Origin of the sequence: Candidatus Alcyoniella australis (assembly GCA_030765605.1) — a bacterium.
In the GTDB taxonomy this organism is placed as follows: domain Bacteria; phylum Lernaellota; class Lernaellaia; order JAVCCG01; family Alcyoniellaceae; genus Alcyoniella; species Alcyoniella australis.
The window spans coordinates 56,545-79,138 of sequence record JAVCCG010000133.1 but is presented as its reverse complement, the minus strand read 5'-3'; the positions used below and the strand labels follow the sequence as shown (position 1 = coordinate 79,138).

The window sequence follows — 22,594 nt, the reverse complement described above, 5'->3', positions numbered from 1 at the left end:
GGGGGCGAATGTGGATAGCGATTAGCCGATTATACGGAAATATAGAGGCGTACCTCTATAATCATCCTAGAGATGTAACTCTTTCAGCTAGACATAAGTGTCTAATAGAATATCTCTATTTTTCTTTTCTTTTCTCCGGTATCGGTGGCGGTGGCGGTTTTCGACCCGCATCCGGAGGTTTTTTTACTGGTTGGTTTGGTGGTTTTCTTCCTCTAATGACAGACGTTATTGCCTTCGTAGTACTTGATTCTTTCATTACCTTTCTCCTTAGTTCAAATTGATGATACAAAAAACAGACAAAAAGACCAACCCGGCAATAAGTCCTATTGCCGAGAACCAGTTAAAAATATCAGTTAATAATGTCCATCTATTACAAGAAGCACCGCTATCTTTGCCTCTTTTATAAGTTTGGTCTAAGTTTTTTCTTTCATATCTAAATGATAGTTCGCTTGTTTTAAATGAAAACAACGTGCAACTAATACTGACACCGAGGCAAACCCATGACGTGATAAGACTCCATTTATAAAAGATGTTTGTTTGTGCGATGTTACCTAAAAAGAGGAGGGAAATTCCAAACGCGCCTCCTGCTAGATAGATAACCGTCTTATCGAATAAAGTGCATTGCTCGGCTTCTCCCTCTACTAATACCTTGCGATGATCTAGGTAACATTTCTCCCCTACATCAATACCTTGCATGTCTTGTGTCTTGTCTTCCGACATTTTTTCCTCAACCCATCCCTAAACAATGCGGAAACAATATAGCAGTTACCACGAAAAGCATACACCAAATGTTTATATTTTCTGCCCGCCCCTACTTTTTTTCCGCCGGGTGGGTTTTGAGCCAATCAAGGATGTGCGGGTAGACCTCGGTGTCGGCGTGCATGCCGTTGACCAGGTCGATGTGGCCGTAGTCCTCGAGTTGGCCGTGTTCCTTGCCCACGACTACCAATTTGTGTTGGTCGCCCTTTAGCATCGACATGTTGCGCTGGCCCAGGGCCGGGGGGGCTTGGCGGTCTGCCGTGCCGTGGATGTTCAAAATCGGCGTGCAGGCGTTTCCGGCCATGTCGATGTAGGCGGTCTTGCCGTCGAAGGTGCGCAGGCCCGGCGCGCTGAACATTGTAGCGAGCTGCTTCATCACGTTGCTCGACACGTCGCTGATCAGTCCGCCGTACATTGCCTTTTGCGCGCGGGGCGAGATGTTGGGCGGATTGTAGTTGAAGCGCTCCATATCCAATTCCCAGCGGCCGCAGAACGGAGCGATCAAGCGGCTGAGTTTGCCCACGGGCATGCGTCGAATGTAGTTGAGGATCGGCAGCGCCTTGAGCTGGCCCTCGTAGGCCGAGCCGGTGCCCGAGTAGTCCAGGCCGCCGCCCAGGGATACGCCCGAGGCCAGACGATCGGAGCCGTGCAGCGCGCAGTGGCAGAACAGCAGCACGCCGCCCATGCTCAGGCCAACCCAATGCGCGTTGCTGAAGTCCGAACGCTCGATCACGTAGTCGAGAAACGCCGGATCGTCCTGATGCACGTAGTCGTCCAGGGTCCAATCCCACTTCATGTCGCCGAACGGCTTGGGCTTCTCGCTGAAACCCCGGCCGCGCAGATCGCAGGCATACACGTCGTAGCCTTGCTCCGAGAGCCAGCGCGAGAGCGAGGGCACCGGGTATTGCGGCGTGCTCAATCCCATGTCGAACGCGTCATGCGAGCCGGTGAATCCGTGGTGGATCAGCACCGGCTCGCCGCAGGGATTTTCGCCCTGGGGACGATAGCGGTGCAGGGCCAGCCTACGGCCGTCGCGGGCCGTGGTGTAGTGCACCTCGTCGGGCTTGGGAACCGGCCCGTAGCGCAGTTTGGACGTTGCGATAACCAGCCAGATGACTACTACAATGATGAGTAATGCGAGCATCGACACCCCCTGCGATGGCTCAGTGTGTTGAAGTTTATTCTTGCGGTTCGACTATCGAGCCCAGAAACAGCAGCGCGCCCGTGGCGTTGTGCTGGATTGCGAACAGGAACGGATGATCGGCCCGGAAAACAAACGGCCTGGGCCGGTCGGGCACGGCCGAGGTCATCGAGATCTCAACCGAGGTCACGGCTGCGGCCTCGGTCCCCTTTTCGTTGACCTCGACGAACGTCTTGTGTTTGACCCGGCTGATGTAGAGATTATTCGCAGGGTCGGGATTGGCGAGCATCGCCATGAAATCGGCCTGGCGCTTGTCAAAGGCCACGGGCATGCCCAGTGCCTTGAGCTCGTCGCTGAGCTCGTTGTCGTATTCGAGCTTAAAGCGCGGCACCTGCACCGAGCCCTCGCGCGTACAGAGTCTGCCGCGCCAGGACTGCCAGTTCTCGGCGGTAAGCTGCTGTTGCAGTGCGGCTAGGCCGTCCTCGTCCTTGGGAAGCAGCAAGAGCATGCTGAACTCGCTCTCGCCGTAGTGCAGGGCCACGGCCTGGAACTGCTCGTTCTCGTAGTACGGAAAGTCGCCGTGGCGCGACATCAGCGGAGCCTGCTTGATCGCTCCGCCGGGCATTTTGAACGGCTGGTCGCTGGTGCGCTCGGGTTTGAACGGCTCGGCCCATTGGCCGTAGAAGTAGATCGCGTTGATCAGATAGAGCACCGCGTCGGGCGGCACCTTGTCGACGATGCCCGCGATCTTGCCGTTGGTGGACTGCTTAACCCAGGCATTGATCGTGCTCGCGGCCGAGGGACTGAGGAAGTCCAGCACGCGCACTTCGGCCTTGAAAAATTCGGTGTTGCGCCCTACGAACCCGCGATCGAATTCCAGCCCCTGACGGGCCCACAGCGAGTTGGCGATGTTCATCGTCACCTCGGGGTCGGCCCCTTGCAAAGTGTTCATCAGCGCCTGCTGCTCGGCGTTGATCTGATCCAATGTCGCGGCCTCGAGGTGCAGCACGGCGGCCATCTGCTCCTTGGTCGCGCCGTCCGCGCCGTTGTAGGTCATCAGCAGGGCGCTGCTGATGCTGTAGGGCGAGATCAAGGCGTTTTGCAGCGGCTGGTCCGCGAGGATTTTGCGCGCCAGGTCCAGGCCGAAAGCGTTGAGCGCATCGGCTGCCTTGCGCTGGTCCAGCAGCGTGGGCGATTGGGCCGACGCGGCAAGCGATGCAAACAATACGCTGCACAGCAGCGCCGCGGCGAGCGCCGTTTTTAGACGAGGAACTCTCATGGCAATTACCCCCGGGAAGGACGGAAAGGATACGATTCTTATCAGCTGAACGAGCCCGTGGCAATGCGCCGGATTGACCGGGCTGGGGGTCGATGGCAGATTATTGCTTTACAAGTTAAGGAGACTCCGATGAGATCCGTCCGAACCCTGCTGTCGATCCTGATGGTCTTTGCGCTGTGCGCAAGCGCGGCCGCTGCGGAACAGAATGACGAAGCGTCCAGCGTGGCCGATGTGGCGGCGCTGATCGCCGGGCTCGATCCGGTCGTGCTCGAAGAGGGCGGCTCGGGGTCCTTCCTGATCGCCGCGGATTACGACGGCAGCCAAGAGATCGACATTAAGCACCATTGGAACAGCGACGCCGACGGCTTTGGCCGCGTGATCGCCGTGATCAACTGGGAGCAGCCGGACCAGGGCGAGCCCTGGGAGATCGAGCTGAGCGTGGGCAGCGGATTTTGCCCCCATCGCGGCAAGGTCTACGGCGAAAGGATCGTATCGAAAAAAGGCCCGCTCGTACTCGACGTCGCTCCCGAGGGAGGCTTTCCGCCGAGCACCCTGCTGTTCGTACACGGCAGGCCGATGAACGCCGATAAGCACAAGGGGCAGCATCTCAAATATCGCGTGGAGGTCTACCTGCTCGACTGAGCAATCGGCAATGGAGAAGATCATGCGTAGTCCGACCGCAGCCCTGCTTGCCGTTTTGATATTCGTGCTGCTGTGCTGTGCGCTTACAGCCTGCGATTCCAACGACGATGATGACGACCAGGACCCGCAGGACGACGATGATTCCGGCAACGACGACGATGGCGACGACGACGGTCAGCCCGAGTGCGACGATACGCTGCTGCCCATCGTCTTTGCCCACGGATTAATCGAGAACGGCGACGCGTTCCACACCCAGACACAGCGCCTGACCACCAACGGCTACTGCCCGGAGCAAATCCACAGCTTCGACTGGAACACCCTGGGCGATGTGAAGTACGAAACCCTGCGCCTCGAGGGCTTCGTAGCCGAGGTGATGCAACGTAGCGGCGCGCAGCAGATCGACCTGCTGGGGCACTCGATGGGCGGCTACCTGTGTCACGAGTTCCTCTCGCGGCCCGGCAATCCGGCGCTGGTGGCACACTACGCCAACCTTGCCGCGCTCCCCTACCAGGACTTCCCCGCGCTGGTCGATACGCTCAACATCTCATCGCCCGACGACTACATCATCGGCGGCGTCACCCAGATCGAGGGTGCGCAAAATGTGGTTCTGCCTGGCCTGGATCATCTGCAACTGGCGACCTCGGCCCAGACGTTTGACGAGATTTATCGCTTCTTCAACGACCGTGAGCCGCGCACCACCCAAATCGAGCCGCACAGCCCGATCCGCCTCGCGGGTCGCGTGTTGACCCTGGGCGAGAACCTGCCCAAAGCGGGCATCGAACTGCGTGTCTATCAGGTCGATCCGGCGAACGCGATGCGTTACAGCGAGCAGCCGCTGGCCGTATTTCAGGTCGACGACAACGGATATTGGGGCGAGCTGATTGCCGAGCCCGAGGCCTATTACGAGTTCGTCTACATCGACCCCGACCCGGAGTTGCCGCCGGTGCACTACTACCGCGAGCCGTTCGTGCGTTCCAGCGACAAGGTCCACTTCCGCTCATTCCCCGGACCGGAGAGCTTCCTTGGGTACGTGTTCCGGCTGATCCCCTTTGACGACGAGTTGGCCTTGGTCGCCTACCTCAACCTCAACCGCTCGCTGGTCGCGGGCCGCGACACGCTGCTGGTCAACGGATTGGACCTCGCGGCCACGCCCATCGGTGATCCGCAGGCCTCGACCATCGTTGTGGGATTCATCGACTCCAACTTCAACGGCGTCAGCGACCTGACAATGGCCGGATTCCCGTTTGACATGGTGCCGTTCATCCGCGTTTTCGACATGCGTGTGGCCGGCGACCAGCAGGCCGCGACGAACTTCGAGTTCAGCGGTCGCCCCCTGGCCGTGCGCAATTGGCCCTCGCGCTCAGAGGGAATCTCCATCGCCTTTTTTAATTAGCGCTCACAAGGAGCTTAGCAATGAAACGGGTTGGGTTCATTCTGAAAGTTCGGCAGGAGATGCTCGCGGAGTACAAACAAAAGCACGAGCAGGTCTGGCCCGAGATGCTCGAAGCGCTAAGCCGTCAGGGCTGGCACAACTACTCGCTGTTCATGCACGACGACGGGCTGCTGTTCGGCTACTTCGAGGCGCAGCGCGACTTCCAATCAGCGCTGGAGGGCATGGCCAGTGAAGAGATCAACGCGCGCTGGCAAAAAACCATGGCCCCCTTTTTCGAGGCGCTGGACGGCCGCAACCCGGACCAGGGGATGCTCGAACTGACCGAGGTCTTTCACCTGGACTAACCAGGCTAATTTCGCAGCTTTTCTTGGCGCTCAACCAGGTACAGCAAGTGGCGCTCAACGCGCTCGCGTTGGGGATGATCCGGCGCGGCGCCGTCCAGAAACACGCGGAAATGCTCGATGGCAAGGTCGTTGCGCCCGGCCCCGCCATAGCCCGTTGCCAATCCCAGGTGGACCGACGCCGCGCGATAGGGCTGATCAATGCCGACCAGCGCCTGATGGGCGTTATCGATATCGGATCGTACCGCGGCCAGGCCCAGGCCGATCAACGCCCGATCGTAGTCCGGGTTAAAGCGCAGGGCGTGACGCATCGAGACGATTGCCGCCGTCGGATCGTTCAGCGCCAACTGGCACAGGCCGAGGTTGTAGGCGGCCTCGGGGTTGGCCGGGAACAGTTCCAGACTGCGGTTGAACGCATCGGCGGCGAGGATCAACCGTTCATCCGAGCGTTCGCCTCCGGCCTTGGCCAATTGGTAATAGGCCGAGCCCAGATTGTTGAACGCCTCGGGGCTTCCCGGGTCGGTGGCCACGGCCCGGGTCCAGAGCCGAATGTCGCTACGCCAGTCCAGGCTACGGTCGAAGCTGATCGCTCCGAACAACAGCAGGTTGATTGCGACCAAAGCGCCGATCGCTTTGCTAAAGCGCGACGCACGGTCCAGCGGCAGGGCCGTGCACAACGCGGCCAGGCCCAGGCTGGGCAAGTAAAGATAGTGCTCGACGAACAGCTTGTTGAGCGAGGCCACGTTGAGAAACGGCGCCACGCTCAAAATGTAAAATCCGACGCCAAAGGCCGCGATCCGCGAACGTCGCGCCGCGAGCAACAGCAGCACGGCGACCAGAATCAGCACCGCGAGCTTGATCCACCACAGCGTCGCGGCCGGGCTCTGTGCGGCGATGCTGTAGTAGGGGCGCAGATACAACGGCAGCAGCAGCACGCGCAGGTGATCGAACAGCAGCGGCGGGGTCGCGGCCAGCTGCCTGCCCAGGTCCAAGCCGCTGCCCTGGCCCACCAGCGCGATACCCAGCAGCGAGCGCCAAGCCAGGTAGGCTGCGGCCAGCAGCCAGTGGCCCGCGGCGAACAGCGCCAGCTTGCCGCGCGTCCCGCGGCGCCACAGCTCGCGGTGGAAGATCAGCGCGCAGAGCATCAGCAGCGCGGGCAACACGATGGCGCTTTCCTTGGACAACAGCGCCAGAGTCATCGTAATCAGCGACCAAGCGTAGGCCCGGCGCTCGCCGCCAAGCGCGCGCACGCCGTAGATCAGACTCAGCAGGACAAACAGCGTTGCGAGCAGCCCGCCGCGGTTGCCGACCATCGCCACCTGCTCAACATGCACCGGGTGTAATGCGAACAGCAGTGCGCCGAACACCGCAGCTTTAATGCGGCCCGGGGCGAGCAGCAGCAGCAGCTTAAACGCCGCCAAGCTGGCGCAGATGTGCAGCAACAGGTTGGTCAGGTGAAAGCCGAACGGGTTGAGTCCCCACAGCCGGTATTCGACAAAAAAGGTCAACGGCTGCAGCGGCCGATAGAAGTTCATCGAATGCGGGAATTGGTTGAAGCGCCCCAGGTCGTTGGTGAAGTAGCGCGGTAGGTTGGCCGGGTTCCCCAGATGCGGGTTGTCGCGGATCAGGCTCAAGTCGTCCCAGACGAAGTCGCCGGCCAGGGTCGGCAGGTAGGCCAGGCAGGTCAGCGCCGCGATCAGCAGGCACAACGGCAACAACGACCGGGCGGTTCCCTCAGCTGGCTGCGAAGACATCTGCAATACGATCCAGAATAAACCCTACGGGACGCTGTGGATTACGCGGGTGACCACCGGAACGTACTCCGCGTTGGTCTCGAGCCTGCGCAGCACCAGCCTTAAAAAGACGAAGACCAGCGCCATCCCGAGCATGCCGCTGAAGCCCACAACCAGCTCCTCGGGCAGCCCCAAGGCAATGGCGGACGCCAGAGTGCGGCCCAGCAGCGCCCCGCAGATCAGTCCGATCAACGGCGTGATGTAGAGCAGCGCGCTGACCTTGAGCACGTTAGGCGCGCCCACCGATACCTCCACCGTATCGCCCTTACGAGCCCCGGCGCGGTTGAGCGCGCGCAGGTGCATCAGCTTCTTCTCCGGCCCGAGCATCTCGCAGCCGCAGTGCCCGCCGGCCTCGGCGTGACAGCCCTGGCAGGCCTGTCCCCGCCGCGCCTGGACCACAGCCAGCTCACCCTGTATCTCGATTACTGTTCCCTGCTCTTCCATTGCACCCGATCTTAGCTCACGTTGGGAAAGGGGGCCATTAGCCTGAACCGTTTACGGATCCCCTGCTGCCGGTCTTGCAAAAAGATTAAACGCTCTGCGCGACGCGGGGAGGATCGTTGCTCAACGACCTACGCAGGACGCGAGTTTTGCGGGCGGCTCAAAGCCGCCATCAGCAGGCCCACGGCCAACCCCAGCGCGCTGTAGACGTGACTCAGCAAATGCATCAGCGCGAACCTCGCGGCGAAGGGCAACCCGCGGGTGCGCAACACAAATCCCAGCAGCCCGCGGTTGAGCGCTGCCCAGCCGATCAGAGTCGCGCCGAGCAGCGCAACGGCCCAGGTCCACAGCCCCAACAGCAGCAGCGCGGCCAGCACCGGCAGCGCGGCCGCGGCCAATCCCGCGGCGATCAGATTGTGCGGCTTGAGGTTGAGCACCGGGGTAAAACGGCGGCGACGGACCATCAGCGCGGTCCAGGGCACGGCGCGGAATTTCAGGTCGCTGATGATCAACCCGGCCAGGGTGTAGCGCTTGACGTGCGTGACCTGGATGCGCGGATCGATCTCGACCTTAATCCCCGCGGCGCTCAGCCGGTATCCCAGGTCGATGTCTTCCACGCTGGCCGCGGCAAAACTTTGGTCGAACCCGCCCACTGCCTGGAACGCCTCGCGCCGCAACGCGCCGCAGCCCGCCCAGAAGGTGTCTATCGGCCCGGCGCTTTGCCGGTGGGTGTAGTGATGCACCAGGTTCTTGTAGACCGAGGCGAAATTACGCGGCTCGGTGTGCGCGGTGTAGGCGCCGAACACGCCGCCAAGCGTCGGGTCCTGCTCAAGGCGACGCTCGATCAACTCGATGGCGTCGGGCTGCGCCAGCACGTCGGCATCCACGAACAGCAGCACGTCGCCGCTGCCGGCCGCGGCCCCGACGTTGCGCGCATATGCCGCACCGCGCGGATCGAGATTGCGAATGTGGATCAGCCCGTCGATCTGCGATAGGCGCTCGAAGCCTTGATCCTCGCTCGCGTCGTCGACCAGCACGATCTCGTCCGGCGGACGCGACGAGGAGCGCAGGCGCTCGACGCAACGCTCGATGGTGGCCTCGGCATTGCGAAACGGGATAACAACGGTGATCCGCATCGGGCCCAGCATCGCCCAAGCCGCTGGCGAACCGCAAGCGCCGTGCACCCATCAATTTCTCGACCAAGCCTGAATTATTCATGAGGGTTCGTCGCGAGGCGTACAAGATGCCGCAAGAACAAGGAAGCCGAGTCGATACTCCGCAGGCGTACCCTCTGCGGTACGTCGAGGACGGATCAGCGAGGATGACACCGTTATTGCGAGCAGATTGTGCGCCGCAGCAGAAGCTTCATGAATAATTCAGGCTGGGGGAACCGGGATGTATACTGTCGATGTTCCAGATACAGGAGGATCGACGATGGCCGTAATCGGAGTCGTGGGAGCCGGCGCTTGGGGAACCGCGTTCGCAGTGCAGCTGGCTAAGAACGGCCACGCGGTAAGGCTCTGGGCCTTTGAGCCCGACCTGGTGCAGACCATGCGCCAAACTCGCGAGAACGACCTGTACCTTCCGGGGATCGAGATCCCGGAAACCGTCACACCGACCGCCGAGATGGCCAAGGCCTGCGACGTGCAAATCGTGGTGCTGGCCTGCCCGTCAAACCACTTCCGCGCCGTGGCGTCCAAGGCGGTCGAGCACACGCCGCACGATGCGCCGCTGGTGATTTTGACCAAGGGGCTCGAGGAGCAGACCCTGGAACTGATGACCGAGGTGCTCGTCGGGATGCTCGATCCCCAACGCGCCGCGCGCATCGCCGTGCTCAGCGGCCCGAGCTTCGCCCGCGAGGTGGCCGAGGGTCAGCCCACCGACGTGGTGCTCGCGGCGCTCGACAACGCCGTGGCCAAACAGCTGCAACAGCAGTTCCACACGCCGTTCTTCCGCGTCTACACCAGCGACGACCCCATCGGCGTGCAGGTCGGCGCCACAATTAAGAACGTGATCGCCATTGCCGCCGGCGGCATCGACGGCATGGGGCTGGGGCTAAACACCCGCGCCGCGTTGATCACCCGCGGGCTGGCCGAAGTCACGCGCCTGGGAGTGGCCAAAGGGGCCAACCCGCTGACCTTCCTGGGTCTGGCCGGAATCGGCGACCTGGTGCTGACCTGCACCGGCGAGCTGTCGCGCAATCGCACCTTCGGCAAGCGCGTGGCCCGCGGCGAAGGCCCGCTGGAAATCATCGAGTCCCAGGGAGCGGTGGTCGAAGGGTATTACGCGGCCAAGGCCGGGTATCGGCTGTCGCAGCAGCTTGGCGTGGACATGCCGATCACCGAACAGGTCTATAAGGTGCTGCACGAGGACAAGCCGCTCCAAGACGCGTTGCGCGATCTACTCAAACGCGAGTTCAAGGACGAGCTGATGGGGATCGTGCGCGTCGACAGCTCATAGCTCGCGCAGTACGCTGGTCGTTGACCAACGATCCACCCCGCGTCGCGGAGAGCATCGTTTAACAATGTGTCTGCTTTTAAGGTGCGAGTTCCGTCTCGTCCTGTGAGGTGACGTCGAAGTCGCCTTGGCGTAGGCGCTCGACGTGTTCGCGCAGCCGCTCGCTGTCCTGGGCGGGGAAGCTTTCAATGCGGACTTGCATGCCCGGTTGTACGTCCAGCCGCTGGGCGGTCTCGGCGTCGACCGTGCTGACCACGCGGCCGCCGAGCTCCAACAGCTCCATCGTGTCGAGCATAATCAGGTGCAATCCGACCTGGGCCCCCTCGTGCAGCGGATGGCGCGTGGGTACGAACATCCCGCCCTGGTGGATGTTGCGGTCGTACTGATCGATCAATTGCCGGGTATTGCAACAGGTCAGTCGCACGGGATTGACGTAACGCACGCCGCCGTTGCGCTCGCGCACATAGCTGAGGTAGACCACCTCCTCGAGCATTTTGAGGTAGCCCTGATTGGGCTCGATGAGCTGCAGGCCGAACTCCGGACGTCCCGAGTTGGTAAAACGCTGCCCGGCAAACCACCGCACGCGGCCAACCTCGGAGATCGCCCCGCTGTGCCAATCGAGCAACAGCGCTAGCTGCTGGTCGGTATCAAAATACATCGGCGCGTCCAGGGCCAGGCCCTTGCTCGACACGTTCTTGGTAACGCCAAGCACCGAGGGTTTGTTCAAGCCAAAACGCGCCCTGATACGAATCCTGCAGCGACAGCCGTCTCTTGTGAACATTGGTCCACTCTTCGGTTTAAGGTTTTTAGAGAGGGCCTTTAATTATCCCACATCGAAAACGCAGGTCAAGAGAAAAACATATACATGGGTCGTATTATAATCATATTTAGTTTTGTATTACAATGAAGTGCCGAGCGCTACGGCTTGATGTTGTCTTCTTTTATCAACTTTAAGCTGTTGGCCACCACCAGCAGACTGGCGCCCATGTCGGCCAGAACCGCCAGCCAGAGCGTCGCCACTCCGAGCAATGCCAGGGCGAACACCACGGCCTTGATGCCGATCGCCAGGGCCACGTTCTGCCTGATCACCGTCAGGGTGCGTCGGCCCAGGCGTACCGCCCGCGCCAGCCCGAACAGGTCGTCCGAGAGCAGCGCCACGTCGGCGGACTCGATGGCCACGTCGGTTCCGGCCGCGCCCATGGCGAATCCGACCGAGGAAGCGGCCAGGGCCGGGGCGTCGTTGACCCCGTCGCCGACCATGCCGACCATGTGGTAACGGCGTTTTAGCTGGTAGATCTGCTCGAGCTTATCCTCGGGCAGCAGGTTGGAGTAGATCTCGTCGATGCCCGCGTTGTAGGCCACGCCCTCGGCGCTCTCCTGGTTGTCGCCGGTGAGCAAGGCCAGGCGTTTGATCCCCGCGCGTTTGAGCTCCTGCATTGCCCGGGGAGCCTCGGGTCGCATGTTGTCCGAGACCAGCAGGATCGCCAGCGGTTCCTGCTCGCTGCTGAGCAGCAACACACTGTTGCCGCTGAGCTCAAGATGCTCGACCTGCTTGTGCAGATCCTTGTTGCACAGTCCGCTGTTGTGCAGCATGCGATGGGAGCCGATGGTGTAGCCTTGGCCCTCGATCACACAGTGCGCTCCCAATCCCGGAATGCTCTTGAACTGCTCGGGGTCGGGCACGGCCAATCCCATCTCCATCGCCCTGGCGCGGATCGCCCTGGCCAGCGGATGCTCCGAGCGCTTCTCCAGCGCCGCGGCGATCAGCATCAGCTCGCGTTCACGCATTCCGGTCAGCGGGATCACATCTGTCAGCCGTGGCTCGCCAAAAGTCAGGGTACCGGTCTTGTCCAGCGCCATCGCGTCGATTTTGCCCAGAGCTTCGAGAAACGATCCACCTTTAATCAGCACGCCGCTACGCGCCGCGGCGGTCAGGCCGGTGATAATCGCCACGGGTGTGGAGATCACCAGGGCGCAGGGACAGGCGATTACCAGCAACACCAGCGCGCGGTAGAACCAGTCGGCCCACGCGCCGCCCTGCAGCAGCGGCGGCAGCAAGAAGACCAGCAGCGCCGCGACGATCACCAGCGGCGTGTAGATCCGGGCGAAGCGCTCGACCGTGCGCTGCACCGGTGCGCGCGATTCCTGGGCCTGCTCGACCAGATGGATGATTCGCGAGAGCACGGTATCTTGCGCGCGGTGGGTGCTGGTGATCTCGAGAAAGCCCGAGCCGTTGAGCGTGCCGGCGAACACCTCGTCGCCCTTGTAGCGATCGACCATCTTGGACTCGCCGGTGATCGGCGCCTGGTTGACCTCGGACGCTCCGCCGGAAACCACGCCGTCGACCGGGATGCGCTGGCCGGGCTTGACCAGTACCGTCTCGCCGATCTCGACCTTGTCCGCGGGCAACTCCAGCTCGTACCCGCGACGCCTGACCACCGCGATCGGCGGCGCCAAATCGAGTAGCTTGCCGATCTCGCCGCGGGCGCGACGCATGCTGCGCGCCTCGAGCAGCTCGGCCAAGGAGAACAGCGAGACTACCGCCGCGCCCTCGAACCATTCGCCGAGGATCGCCGCGCCGATTACGGCCACGCTCATCAACACGTTCATGTCCAGGTCGAGCCTGCGCACCGACCCGAAAGCTTTGAGGAAGATCCGCGCGCCGCCGATCAGTATTGCCACCACGTACAACGGCACCGTGTATTGAGCGGGGATCGACAGCACTCCGCCCAGTGCGGCGAGCACGATCAGGTACAACGCCGAGAGCACCTGGATCGTCTGTCCGCGCAGATCGCCCTGTTCCTGTTCCCGAACATTCTGGCGTCCGCCCTCGCCACTGAGCTGGTAGCCCAGGCCGCGCACCGCGCGCTCGACCCGTTGGGCAGCCTCCTCGTTGCTCAGCCGAACCTTGAGCCAACCCGAAGTCGCATCGCAAAACGCGGACTGCACGCCATCGACCTGAGCCAACGTGCGCTCGACCTTGGACGCGCACGACGGGCAGTCCATACCCAAAATTCGGTAGCTGTGCTCTATCAAGTCCACGTATCAGATTCTCCTGCCGAATCGCGGGAGTCTACATGAGCTGAATCATAGGGCAAGACGGATGCAGGCAATATCGAATCTCTGTAGCATTTTCAGCGCCGCCAATTGACGTATCAAGGATGTTTAGATTACTAATAAGTTAATCGTTAAAACCAGATCGCCTTGGGGGAGGTAAGTAATGCTCAGCTTTTTCTCGCAGACGCTTATTACCGGGCACCTCGAGCTGATTACCAGCACCGTCTTCCAGAAATACCCTGAGTTAATCGCAGAGTTGATCGGCGAACAACATGGGATATATGCCCTATATAAAGGAAAGAACCACCGACTGGTCTACGTCGGCCTGGCCCGCGACCTTAAAAAACGCCTTAAGCAACACCAGCGAGATAAGCTGGCAGGGAAATGGGATCACTTCAGTCTCTATATCACCCGCAAGTCCGAGCATATGAGAGAGCTTGAAACCTTCGTGTTGCGCATTGCCAACCCCAAAGCAAATATTTCCTTGGGCAAGTTGAAAAACTCGGAGGATCTGAAAAAGGTTTTGAAGAGCAGATACCAGGAGGTCAAACGCCGAGAAGAAGATATCATTTTTGGCAACAAACGATCCAACGCGCAAAATCCCAAGGGCAAGGGGAAAAAGGGAGCAACTTCCAGGATAAAAGCAAAGAGCGCCAAGCCTGTTCTCAAAGGGCTGTTATCTGGCAAGACGATCAAGGCCACGTACAAGGGAAAAGAGTACAAGGCACATGTGTTGTACAGCGGAAGAATCCAGTTCAACGGAGCACTCTACAACACCCCCTCGGGCGCAGGGCGGGCTGTCTGCCGCCGCAATGTGAACGGTTGGAACCTCTGGAAATACCGGACAGCCAACGGCCAATGGGAACCGCTTTCGAATCTGCGCCGCTAGAGATCAGAGTTGCTGTTGATCCAGCACCCCGCCAAATTGTCATTCTTGGCCCGTGGTCTTCATGGAGTTCCCGCTATCGATTCGGGCGACTTTAGGTTGCCGCGATGCTCGCGCATTCATCTGGTCGTTTCCCAATGATCCTTTTCGCATCACGGAGCGCGTCAATGCATTGCGACCTTGGTGCTGCACGTGCTTGCTGCACCTTGAATGCACCGCGGGTTTTATGACGGCTCAACGCCGCTCAAGGTAGATTCTTAATCTTGAACTTATTAGAATACCGCACTTGAATGCGAAGAGTGGCGTCGGTCCCTGCACCGGGGATCATTGACCTAGAACTTACAGCACTTGTGCCCGCATCAGGGTCATTCACTGGAGGAGCGTTGTGAGAATTCGGATTTGCTTGCTGATCTGTGCGGCGGCTTTGTTCGTCATGGCCACTTCGGCCGTGGCCGGGCTGAGTTACGTTCCCAACACCTACGGCCTCTCGGCGCGCGGTGTGGGCATGGCCAACGCGTTGACCGCGGTGACCGACGACGTGGGGGCGGTGTTCTTCAACCCGGCCAGCCTGGCGATCCCCAAAAGCAGCCGCGTGGGACTGGGCTACATCTACGGCGCTCCGTTCCTGAGCAGCGAGGGTCCGGGCGGCAAGATGGAGTTCGACTCGTCCAACGAGGTCGTCACCGTGGGGATGAGCCTGGACATGCACAAGCTGTTCACCAGCGGCCGCGGCCTGGGCTTCGGCCTGGGACTGACCATCGACGAGAACGGCAAGGCGTTCATCCGCTTTGAGGATCGGCGCTCGGACGACGGCCAGTTTCTGCGTTACGGCTCGACCAGCGCGGCGATCGTCGCCGGCGCGGGGATCGAGGTGATCCCGATGCTCAACCTGGGCGCGGGAATTATATTGCAACTTCACGGCGGCACGGCCTTGGCGGTCAACACCGACCTGGGCGGCAACGCCACCAACGAATCGATGAGCCTGGGCTCCGACACCTACCCCACGCCGATCGTCTCGGCGCTGGTGCGGCTGGAGCCGATCAACATCGGGCTGACCTGGCGCGCGGAGAACTTCGGCGAGATGGGACCGATCACCGCCGACACCCTGGCCACGGTGGGCGGCTCGCCGCTGGCGACCCTGCCGCTCAAGCTGAGCTACCGCGACGCGTTCATCCCGATGCAGGTCGCCCTGGGCGTGGCCTACGACATCTCCCCGGAGCTGCTGCTGGCCTTTGACTTCACCTGGCACCAGTGGTCGCGTTTTGTCGACATCGTCGAGGAGAAGGACGACGCCCGGCGCGATTCGCAGTTCGACTTCCGCGACACATTCGTGCCGCGCCTAGGGATCGAGTGGAACATCAGCGAGGCCCACACCCTGCGCGCGGGCTACTTCTACGACATGACCCCAGTGGACGGCATCGGCACCTACCGGCCCTACGAGGACATGCCCAACGTGTTGGGCTTCGTGATCGTGGACAACGACAAGCACGCCGCCTCCCTGGGATACGGCTTCAGTTGGATCGACGTTCCCAAGCTCAATCAGCCGATCAAGGTCGACCTGGCCTACCAGTTCCACTACCTGGTTCCGCGGACCACCAAGACCTCGGACGGCTACAAATTCCAGAGCGAGGGCACAGTCCACACCGGCGCACTGACCTTCTCCTTCGGCTTCTAGGAGGTTGGCGATGTATCAGCGCGGATTGATCTGCATCTTGCTGATTGTGTCTTTGGCCCTGTTCGCCGCCTGCTCCGAAAAGGACGACGACGCCGGGCTCGAGACTTCAAAGATCGACAACTTCACCCTGCTCGCGGCCTACCCCTATCAGGGGATGCAGCAGGTGCCGGTGCATGCCCGGGTGCACCTGGCGTTCTCCGCGCCGATCGACCCGGCGACCGTCGAGGGGCAGGTGAGCTTTGTGCGGCTGCTCGAGCGCGGCGGCACCGAGTCCGTGGACCACAAGCTGACCCTACACCGCAGCTCGGTGGAACTGACTCCGCTGGTCCCCCTGCGCGGCAACCAGAGCTACCGCGTGCGACTGCGCAACGGCGTGCGCGACTTCCAGGGACGCGCGCCGCTGATGGACGGTAAGATCCAGCAGATCGTGTTCCAGACCAAGCCCGACCGGCCCGACTCCAGCGCCTTCCCCACTGTCGCCTACACCAACCCGGCCCAGGACGAGGTGCTGGACATCTCGACCTTCCGCATTGCGTTTTCCGAGCCCATCGTTGCCCAAAGCGTGATCTACGGCCAAAGCGTGCATCTGCGCGTGGCCGGCGAAGACGCCAAGGCCGACGATGATGATGACGACGACCAACAGGACGAGGGTCCGGCGGACGAGCCCGGCGAGCTGGTGGCAGCGCGGGTCTTTGTGCAGGGCAACCTGGTGGTGATCGATCCGCTCGACGACCTCAACCCGAAGCTGCCCTACGAGCTGACCATCGAGGCCGACCCCTTCGAGTACCCGGACGCCGACGACGATGAATCATCCAAGGCCGACGACGATGATGACGACGACGATGACGATGTGGCCGTTGCCGCGATCCACGATCTGAACGGCGCGGGGTTGCAGCAGGCGTTCGTCTGGAGCTTCTACCCGCAAAGCACTGAGCCGCGACGCCGGCTGATCACCGACGCCTGGCCCTCGGCCGCGGACGGCGACCTGCACGAGGCCCTCGACCCGGAAGACATGCCGCTGAGCCCGCTGACCGGCCGTCCGGCGAACACGATGATCGCCGACAGCAAACTGCTGGGCGAGTCCGTGTTGTACGTGGGCGGCGCGCTGTTCAGCGAGCTGGGCGAGACCGGCGACTTCTCGCAGATTCCGCTGACGATCCGCGCCGGCGAAAAACTGATCACCAGCAGCATGAGCGCGATGCTCGGCGGCAAGATTCCCGCCGGGCTGGTCACCGGCCCGCTGACCATCGAGATGCTCAGCGACGTGTCGGGCTATTTGCGCGACAGCCGCGACTATGTTGGCAACACCGAGGTGCTTCCCGCGCTGACCCTGGTGATGGACATCTCGCTCACGGCCGAGGATCCGACCGCCAACTCGAACATGACCCAGCAGATCCTGGGGGTCGAACTGGTGGGCGTGAGCTACGTGCGCGAGGACGGCGAGATGGTGCTCGAGCTGATGGGCTACTCCGAGCTCAAGCTGGCCGGCGAGTCGATCCCGACCACGATCTCGCTCTACCAGATTCCCTACCCCGGCACGCCGCAGCGCAAGGCCGACCGCACGCCGCCGCAGGCGCTCTCGAGCCTGCCGCAGCAGTCGTCCAAGCTGGTGCCGGTCGAGTCGCCGGTGATCGTCTTTTTCAACGAGGCGCTCGACCCGACGACCATCGAGTTCGTCAAGCTCTACAACGCGGACGAAGAGCAGGTGCCCTGCGCGGTGAGCGTGGACGGCGCCAAGGTCGCGCTGCGGCCGATCGAGCCGCTTGAGCCCTCCTCCGCCTACGGCGTGTTCGCCGAACCCGGACTTTGCGACTTGGCGGGCAACGCCCTGACCGAGCGTTGGGGCACGACGTTCTCGACCAACGCGGCCGCCTGGTCGTACTGGCCGCCCAAGCTGGGGACCATGGACGTGCCCAACGAGTACGGCTCGACCTACCCGTGCAACCTGTGGCCCACGGTGTTCTTCACCCAGGTGATGAACCGCGAAACGATGTACTACGGCGACACCGTACTGCTCTACGACATCGACGCGGGCACCCTGGTGAACGCCACCAGCGTGGTCGACTGGCGCAAGCTGGTGATCATCCCCGACGAGCCGCTGACCCCCGGGCGGCGCTACCGCCTGCAGCTCAGCGAGGAAATCCGTTCCTACGGCAGCGCGCAGCTCGACACGGACAACGACCTGGAGCCCGGCGGCGAGGACTACCGCCTGGACTTCACCGCGGTCGAGCCCACGGCCGACGTCGAGCTGTTTTTACACGCCGACCCGATCTCCGACACCGACGGCAACGGCTTCTTCGACGACACCGAAACGCCCACGCCCGAGAATCAAATTGAGATCCTCTCCGCCTTGATCGTCTGGCCCAGCTACGTCAGCGGCGAGATGGTCTCGTTCGTCAGGGGGCTGGCCTACGACCGCGACGGCGAGCCGTACCTGGACATCTCGCTCTCCAGCGGCATCGTGCTCTACGCCACCTCCACCTCAATGGGCCTGACGATGGACGACGACGACAAGTCGCCGGGCGATCCCGGGCCCGTGGGCATGGGTCCGATCACCATCGACGTTTTCCAGACCGGTATGGCCCCGGTGGTCGAGGCCGACGACGGTCTGCCGCAGATGAACATCTCGATGATGACCTACTTCACGGTGCGCAACGGAATCCTCAACGCGCTACTCGAGCACGAGCTGGCCCTGGAGCAAACCGGCCGGATGTTCTTCAACGACGACGGCCGAATGGAGGTGCTGATCAGCGGACAGTCCGACATCAGCATGCTCGGCGGACTGCTGGTGCTGCCCTCGGATGTAAAGATGCGGGCTGTCTCGCCGCCGCCGCTATGATCGGCGGCCGACCCAATAATTACCGCAGGGAGTAATGATGAAGTTCGAGTTCAGCGATCGCATCCGCCACCCGCGGGATACGGTCTACCAGACCTACCGTGACCGGCTGGACGAGTTCTCCGAGTACATGGACGACATCGAAACAATCACGCTGCTCGAGCGCGACGAGACCGATCCCGACCAAATCAAGTTGCTCAACGAGTGGACCAGCGGCAGCAAGATCCCCTCGTTCCTACGGCCGTTGGCCAAGCGCTACGACGTCAGCCGCCTGACCTGGCTCGACCACGCCCGCTGGGTCGCGTCCGAGAACGCGGTCTACTGGCGGATGGAATTCCCGCTGCTCAAGCAATACGTCGAGGCCAGCGGCTGCAACGTGATGGAACCCGACGGCGAGCAGACGGTGATCACCGTCAACGGCGAACTCCTACTGGACTTCAGCTCGGTGCGCTTCATGCCCAAACTGGTTGCCAACCGGCTGATTGGGCAGACCGAGAAATTCGTGCTGAAAATGATCGAGCCCAACCTAAAGAAGATCAACCGCGGACTGGAGCGCTTTCTCGACGATCAGTCGGCGCAGCAGAGCAAGCAAGCCAAAAAGACAAAGAAATAGCCGTTCCCCAAGGCACAAGGGAGGTGTCGGACTATGACTGCACGCGCAGCCGAGCCCCTGGACAACCTTTTCAATCCCCAACGCCTGGCAGTGATCGGCGTCAGTCCGCGCAAGACCAACCTGGCCCGCGGCATCGTCGAAAACCTGCTGACCATGGGCTTCACCGGCGAGATCTATCCGGTCGGGCGCTCGGGCGGCGTGGTGTTCGGAATGAAGATCTACCGCAACGTGTCCGACGTTCCGGCACCGCTGGACGCGGCCGCGATCCTCACCCCGGCGCATACGCTACCCGACATCCTCGAACAGTGCGGCCGCCACGGCGTCAAGTTCGCCTACGTGCAGTCGGCGGGATTCTCCGAGTACGGCCGCAAGGGCGCGCTGCTCGCCGATCGCGCGGCCCAGATCGCGCAGGACTACGGCATGCGCTTTGTCGGGCCCAACGGCATCGGCGTGATCAACATGGACAACGGCCTGTGCGTGCCCTTCCCGACCATGCCGCAGATGTTCAAAGGGCACGTCTCGGTGCTCTCGCAGTCCGGCGGCGTGGGCATTTCCTACATCCAGGAGTTTCTCAAAGAGCACGTGGGCATGGCCAAGTTCGCCTCGCTGGGCAACAAGCTCGACGTCGACGAGGTCGACCTGCTGCCGGTGCTGCTGCGCGACGAGCAGACGCATACGATCTGCGTCTACCTCGAGGGCTTCAGCCGCGGCCGCGAGTTCTTCCTCGAAATGCGCAAGGCCCGCAAGCCGATCATCGTGCACAAGTCGAACATCGGCCGGGCCGCGCAGAAGATCGCGGCCAGCCACACCAGCGCGATGGTCAGCGACGACGCGGTGGTCGACGCGGCGATCAAGCAGGCCGGCGCCCTGCGCTGCGACGAGATCAACCAGATGATCGACGCGGCCAAGGCGCTCTCGCTGCCGGCAATGAAGGGCAACCGGCTGGCGATCATCAGCCGCTCGGGCGGCCACGCGATTATAGCCGCAGACCACTGCGAAAAGTTCGGCTTCGAGCTGCCGCCGTTCCCGCGCGAAGTGATCGCCAACGCCGAGGAGAAGCTGCGCGCTAAGGTAATCAAGCTGGACAACCCGATGGACCTGGGCGACCTGTACGACCTGGATGCCTACAAGCACATCCTGGCCGACGTGGTCTCGCGTCCGCAGTTCGACGCGATCTGCTTCCTGTTCACTTACATCAGCCGCTACGACCCGCGCATCCCCGAGGAGATGATCAGCTTCCTGGCCGAGCTCAACCGCAAGCACAACAAGCCGGTGGCCATGGGACTGATCTCCTGGCACTCCGAGGCGCGGCGGCTCAAGGAGATGTTCGACTTCCCGATCTTCACCACGCCCGAGGAGGCGGTGCGCGCCCTGGCGATCAGCCGCGACAACCACGTCAATCTGCAGCAGCGCTGCGGCGCGTACCGCGTGCCCAAGATCAAGGGGCGCGACCTTGAGCGCGTGGACGCGATCCGCGAGTCCACGCGCGGCCAGGCATCGCTGAACCGCCAGGCGTTGGAGGTGCTCGAGGCCTACGCCATCCCGGCGATCCGCGGCAAGCTGGCCACGTCCGTGGGAGGCGCGGTCAAGGCCGCGCGCGAGATCGGCCTGCCCGTGGCGCTTAAGGTCGAGAGCCCGGACGTGACCCACAAGAGCGATTGCGGCGGCGTGCTGCTCGACCTGCGCACCGTGGCCGAGGTGCGCGAGGGCTGGGACAAAATGATGGCTGCGATCAACACGGCCTACCCCCGAGCCCAAATCCGCGGCGCGCTGGTGCAAAAATACGCGGACCAGGGCCTGGAGCTGATCCTGGGATTCAAGCAGGATAACGACTTCGGTCCGATCGTGATGCTCGGCTGGGGCGGGATTTACACCGAGGTGCTCGGCGACACGGTGCTGCGCGTGGCGCCTTTCGACCGCGCCGAGGCGCGCAGTATGGTCGAGCAACTGCGCGGCTCCAAGATCCTCCACGGCACGCGCGGCCGCGGCCCGTCCGACCTGGCCGCCCTGGAGCAGACGCTGGTCAAGCTCTCGATACTGGCCGCGGAGCAGCCCTGGATCAGCGAGATGGACATCAACCCGTTGCGGGTGTATCCCAAGGGCAAGGGGGTGCTGGCGGTAGACGCCAGGATCATCCCCGTCGCATAGACGCAACAACCAATCGGAGCGGATGGAGCGGATGGAGCGGATCAAGCTCACGCAGCTTTCTCACGGCGCAGGCTGAGCCTGTAAGCTGGCGCCGGGAGCGCTGCAAAAGATACTGAAGCACCTGCCCGTACCGCAGGACGCGCGGATCATCGTCGGCACGGCCGTGCCTGACGACGCCGCGGTGGTGCGCCTCGATGACGAGCGCGCCCTGGTGCTGACCACCGACTTCTTCACGCCGATCGTCGATGACCCCTACCTGTTCGGCCGCATTGCCGCGGTCAACGCGCTCTCCGACGTCTACGCCATGGGCGGCGAACCGTTCGCCGCGCTGAACCTGCTGTCGATTCCCCAAGGCAAGCTGCCCGACGAGCTGGTCGCGGCGATTTTACGCGGCGGGTACGACGCCGCAGCCGAGGCGCACTGCATGGTGCTCGGCGGCCACACCGTGGACGATCCCGAACCCAAGTACGGCCTGGCCGTGGTCGGCCTGGTGCACCCCGATCGCGTGCTGACCAACGCCACGGCGCGTCCCGGCGACGTGCTGGTATTAACTAAACCCCTGGGAACCGGGTTGATCGCCACGGCAATCAAGGCCGAGTCCGCGCAGCCGCAACAGATCGACGCGCTGGTGCAATCCGCCTGCCTGCTCAACGAGCAAGGGATGCGCGCGGCGATCGCCGCGGACGTGCACTCGCTGACCGACGTCACGGGCTTCGGCCTGCTGGGCCACCTGTGGGAGATGTGCAACGCCTCGGGCGTGGCCGCGCAAATCGATCTCGCGTCCCTGCCGCAAATGCCCGGCGTGCTCGAGCTCATCCGCGAGGGGCTGATCCCCGGCGGCACCCACGCCAACCTTAAGTACGTCGAACCCGGCCTGATCCGTCTGCCCGGAGCCGACCCGGACCTGCTGATGCTGGCGGCCGACGCCCAGACCTCGGGCGGACTGCTGGCCGCACTGCCGCCGGGCAACGCCGAAAAGATGCTCGAAGGGCTCGCGCAAGGGCCGTTCCCCGGCTGGGTTGTCGGCAAAATCATTGACGGCGAACCTGGAGCCATCAGCGTTAAATAGCCGTCTGGACAGCATGATCGGCAGCGTGTACAACAGGTAGCACGTTTTTCATAATAGGATGCGG

The 22,594-nt window shown here is 62.4% G+C and carries 19 protein-coding genes; 11 read left to right on the top strand and 8 right to left on the bottom strand.

Going from position 1 to position 22,594, the window contains the following annotated elements; genetic code table 11:
- A partial coding sequence (locus P9M14_16430; protein MDP8257334.1) for a hypothetical protein occupies positions 1-281 on the top strand: 281 nt, incomplete at its 5' end.
- Here the strand turns inward: P9M14_16430 and P9M14_16425 are convergent.
- The 3 genes from P9M14_16425 to P9M14_16415 form a co-directional block, all read right to left on the bottom strand.
- Entirely contained in the window at positions 268-720 is a 453-nt protein-coding gene (locus tag P9M14_16425) for a hypothetical protein (protein MDP8257333.1), read from the bottom strand. The genes P9M14_16430 and P9M14_16425 overlap by 14 nt on opposite strands.
- A gap of 91 nt (positions 721-811) precedes the next feature.
- The gene (locus tag P9M14_16420) at positions 812-1,903 is read right to left on the bottom strand and encodes an alpha/beta fold hydrolase (GenBank protein ID MDP8257332.1); all 1,092 of its coding nucleotides are present in this window, start codon (positions 1,901-1,903) and stop codon (positions 812-814) included.
- Positions 1,904-1,937: 34 nt separating this feature from the next.
- Entirely contained in the window at positions 1,938-3,179 is a 1,242-nt protein-coding gene (locus tag P9M14_16415) for a serpin family protein (protein MDP8257331.1), read from the bottom strand.
- Positions 3,180-3,308: 129 nt separating this feature from the next.
- Between P9M14_16415 and P9M14_16410 the strand changes: the two genes are divergently transcribed.
- From P9M14_16410 to P9M14_16400, 3 genes are read left to right on the top strand one after another with little or no spacing between them, the layout of a single operon-like run.
- A complete protein-coding gene (locus tag P9M14_16410) occupies positions 3,309-3,821 on the top strand; it encodes a hypothetical protein (GenBank protein MDP8257330.1) in 513 nt (170 codons plus the stop codon).
- A gap of 22 nt (positions 3,822-3,843) precedes the next feature.
- On the top strand, positions 3,844-5,214 hold the full coding sequence (locus P9M14_16405; GenBank protein MDP8257329.1) for an alpha/beta fold hydrolase: 1,371 nt from the start codon (positions 3,844-3,846) through the stop codon (positions 5,212-5,214).
- A gap of 20 nt (positions 5,215-5,234) precedes the next feature.
- On the top strand, positions 5,235-5,558 hold the full coding sequence (locus P9M14_16400) for an L-rhamnose mutarotase (GenBank protein ID MDP8257328.1): 324 nt from the start codon (positions 5,235-5,237) through the stop codon (positions 5,556-5,558).
- 5 nt (positions 5,559-5,563) lie between these two features.
- On the opposite strand, the gene P9M14_16395 is transcribed toward P9M14_16400, so the two are convergent.
- From P9M14_16395 to P9M14_16385, 3 genes are all read right to left on the bottom strand, one after another.
- On the bottom strand, positions 5,564-7,309 hold the full coding sequence (locus P9M14_16395) for a tetratricopeptide repeat protein (GenBank protein ID MDP8257327.1): 1,746 nt from the start codon (positions 7,307-7,309) through the stop codon (positions 5,564-5,566).
- Between the two features lie 24 nt (positions 7,310-7,333).
- Positions 7,334-7,792: a SoxR reducing system RseC family protein gene (locus P9M14_16390; GenBank protein MDP8257326.1), complete on the bottom strand. Its 459-nt coding sequence runs from the start codon at positions 7,790-7,792 to the stop codon at positions 7,334-7,336.
- Between the two features lie 128 nt (positions 7,793-7,920).
- A complete protein-coding gene (locus P9M14_16385) occupies positions 7,921-8,937 on the bottom strand; it encodes a glycosyltransferase (protein MDP8257325.1) in 1,017 nt (338 codons plus the stop codon).
- Positions 8,938-9,223: 286 nt separating this feature from the next.
- On the opposite strand from P9M14_16385, the gene P9M14_16380 reads away from it, so the two are divergent.
- Positions 9,224-10,249, top strand: a complete 1,026-nt coding sequence (locus P9M14_16380; GenBank protein ID MDP8257324.1) for an NAD(P)H-dependent glycerol-3-phosphate dehydrogenase — start codon at positions 9,224-9,226, stop codon at positions 10,247-10,249.
- A 76-nt stretch (positions 10,250-10,325) separates the two neighbouring features.
- On the opposite strand, the gene P9M14_16375 is transcribed toward P9M14_16380, so the two are convergent.
- Both P9M14_16375 and P9M14_16370 read right to left on the bottom strand, forming a co-directional pair.
- Positions 10,326-10,973: a PilZ domain-containing protein gene (locus P9M14_16375; GenBank protein ID MDP8257323.1), complete on the bottom strand. Its 648-nt coding sequence runs from the start codon at positions 10,971-10,973 to the stop codon at positions 10,326-10,328.
- A 191-nt stretch (positions 10,974-11,164) separates the two neighbouring features.
- A complete protein-coding gene (locus P9M14_16370) occupies positions 11,165-13,288 on the bottom strand; it encodes a heavy metal translocating P-type ATPase (GenBank protein MDP8257322.1) in 2,124 nt (707 codons plus the stop codon).
- A gap of 178 nt (positions 13,289-13,466) precedes the next feature.
- Between P9M14_16370 and P9M14_16365 the strand changes: the two genes are divergently transcribed.
- The 6 genes from P9M14_16365 (at position 13,467) to selD (ending at position 22,530) form a co-directional block, all read left to right on the top strand.
- Positions 13,467-14,192 carry a GIY-YIG nuclease family protein gene (locus P9M14_16365; GenBank protein MDP8257321.1) on the top strand — a complete coding sequence of 242 codons (726 nt, stop codon included), beginning with the start codon at positions 13,467-13,469 and terminating at the stop codon, positions 14,190-14,192.
- Positions 14,193-14,574: 382 nt separating this feature from the next.
- Positions 14,575-15,864 carry an outer membrane protein transport protein gene (locus P9M14_16360; protein MDP8257320.1) on the top strand — a complete coding sequence of 430 codons (1,290 nt, stop codon included), beginning with the start codon at positions 14,575-14,577 and terminating at the stop codon, positions 15,862-15,864.
- 10 nt (positions 15,865-15,874) lie between these two features.
- Entirely contained in the window at positions 15,875-18,703 is a 2,829-nt protein-coding gene (locus P9M14_16355) for an Ig-like domain-containing protein (protein MDP8257319.1), read from the top strand.
- Positions 18,704-18,740: 37 nt separating this feature from the next.
- Positions 18,741-19,313 carry a hypothetical protein gene (locus P9M14_16350; protein MDP8257318.1) on the top strand — a complete coding sequence of 191 codons (573 nt, stop codon included), beginning with the start codon at positions 18,741-18,743 and terminating at the stop codon, positions 19,311-19,313.
- A gap of 33 nt (positions 19,314-19,346) precedes the next feature.
- Positions 19,347-21,461, top strand: coding sequence for an acetate--CoA ligase family protein (locus P9M14_16345; GenBank protein ID MDP8257317.1), 2,115 nt, complete (start codon positions 19,347-19,349; stop codon positions 21,459-21,461).
- Positions 21,462-21,546: 85 nt separating this feature from the next.
- A complete protein-coding gene (gene selD, locus P9M14_16340) occupies positions 21,547-22,530 on the top strand; it encodes a selenide, water dikinase SelD (GenBank protein ID MDP8257316.1) in 984 nt (327 codons plus the stop codon).
- Positions 22,531-22,594: the final 64 nt, after the last annotated feature.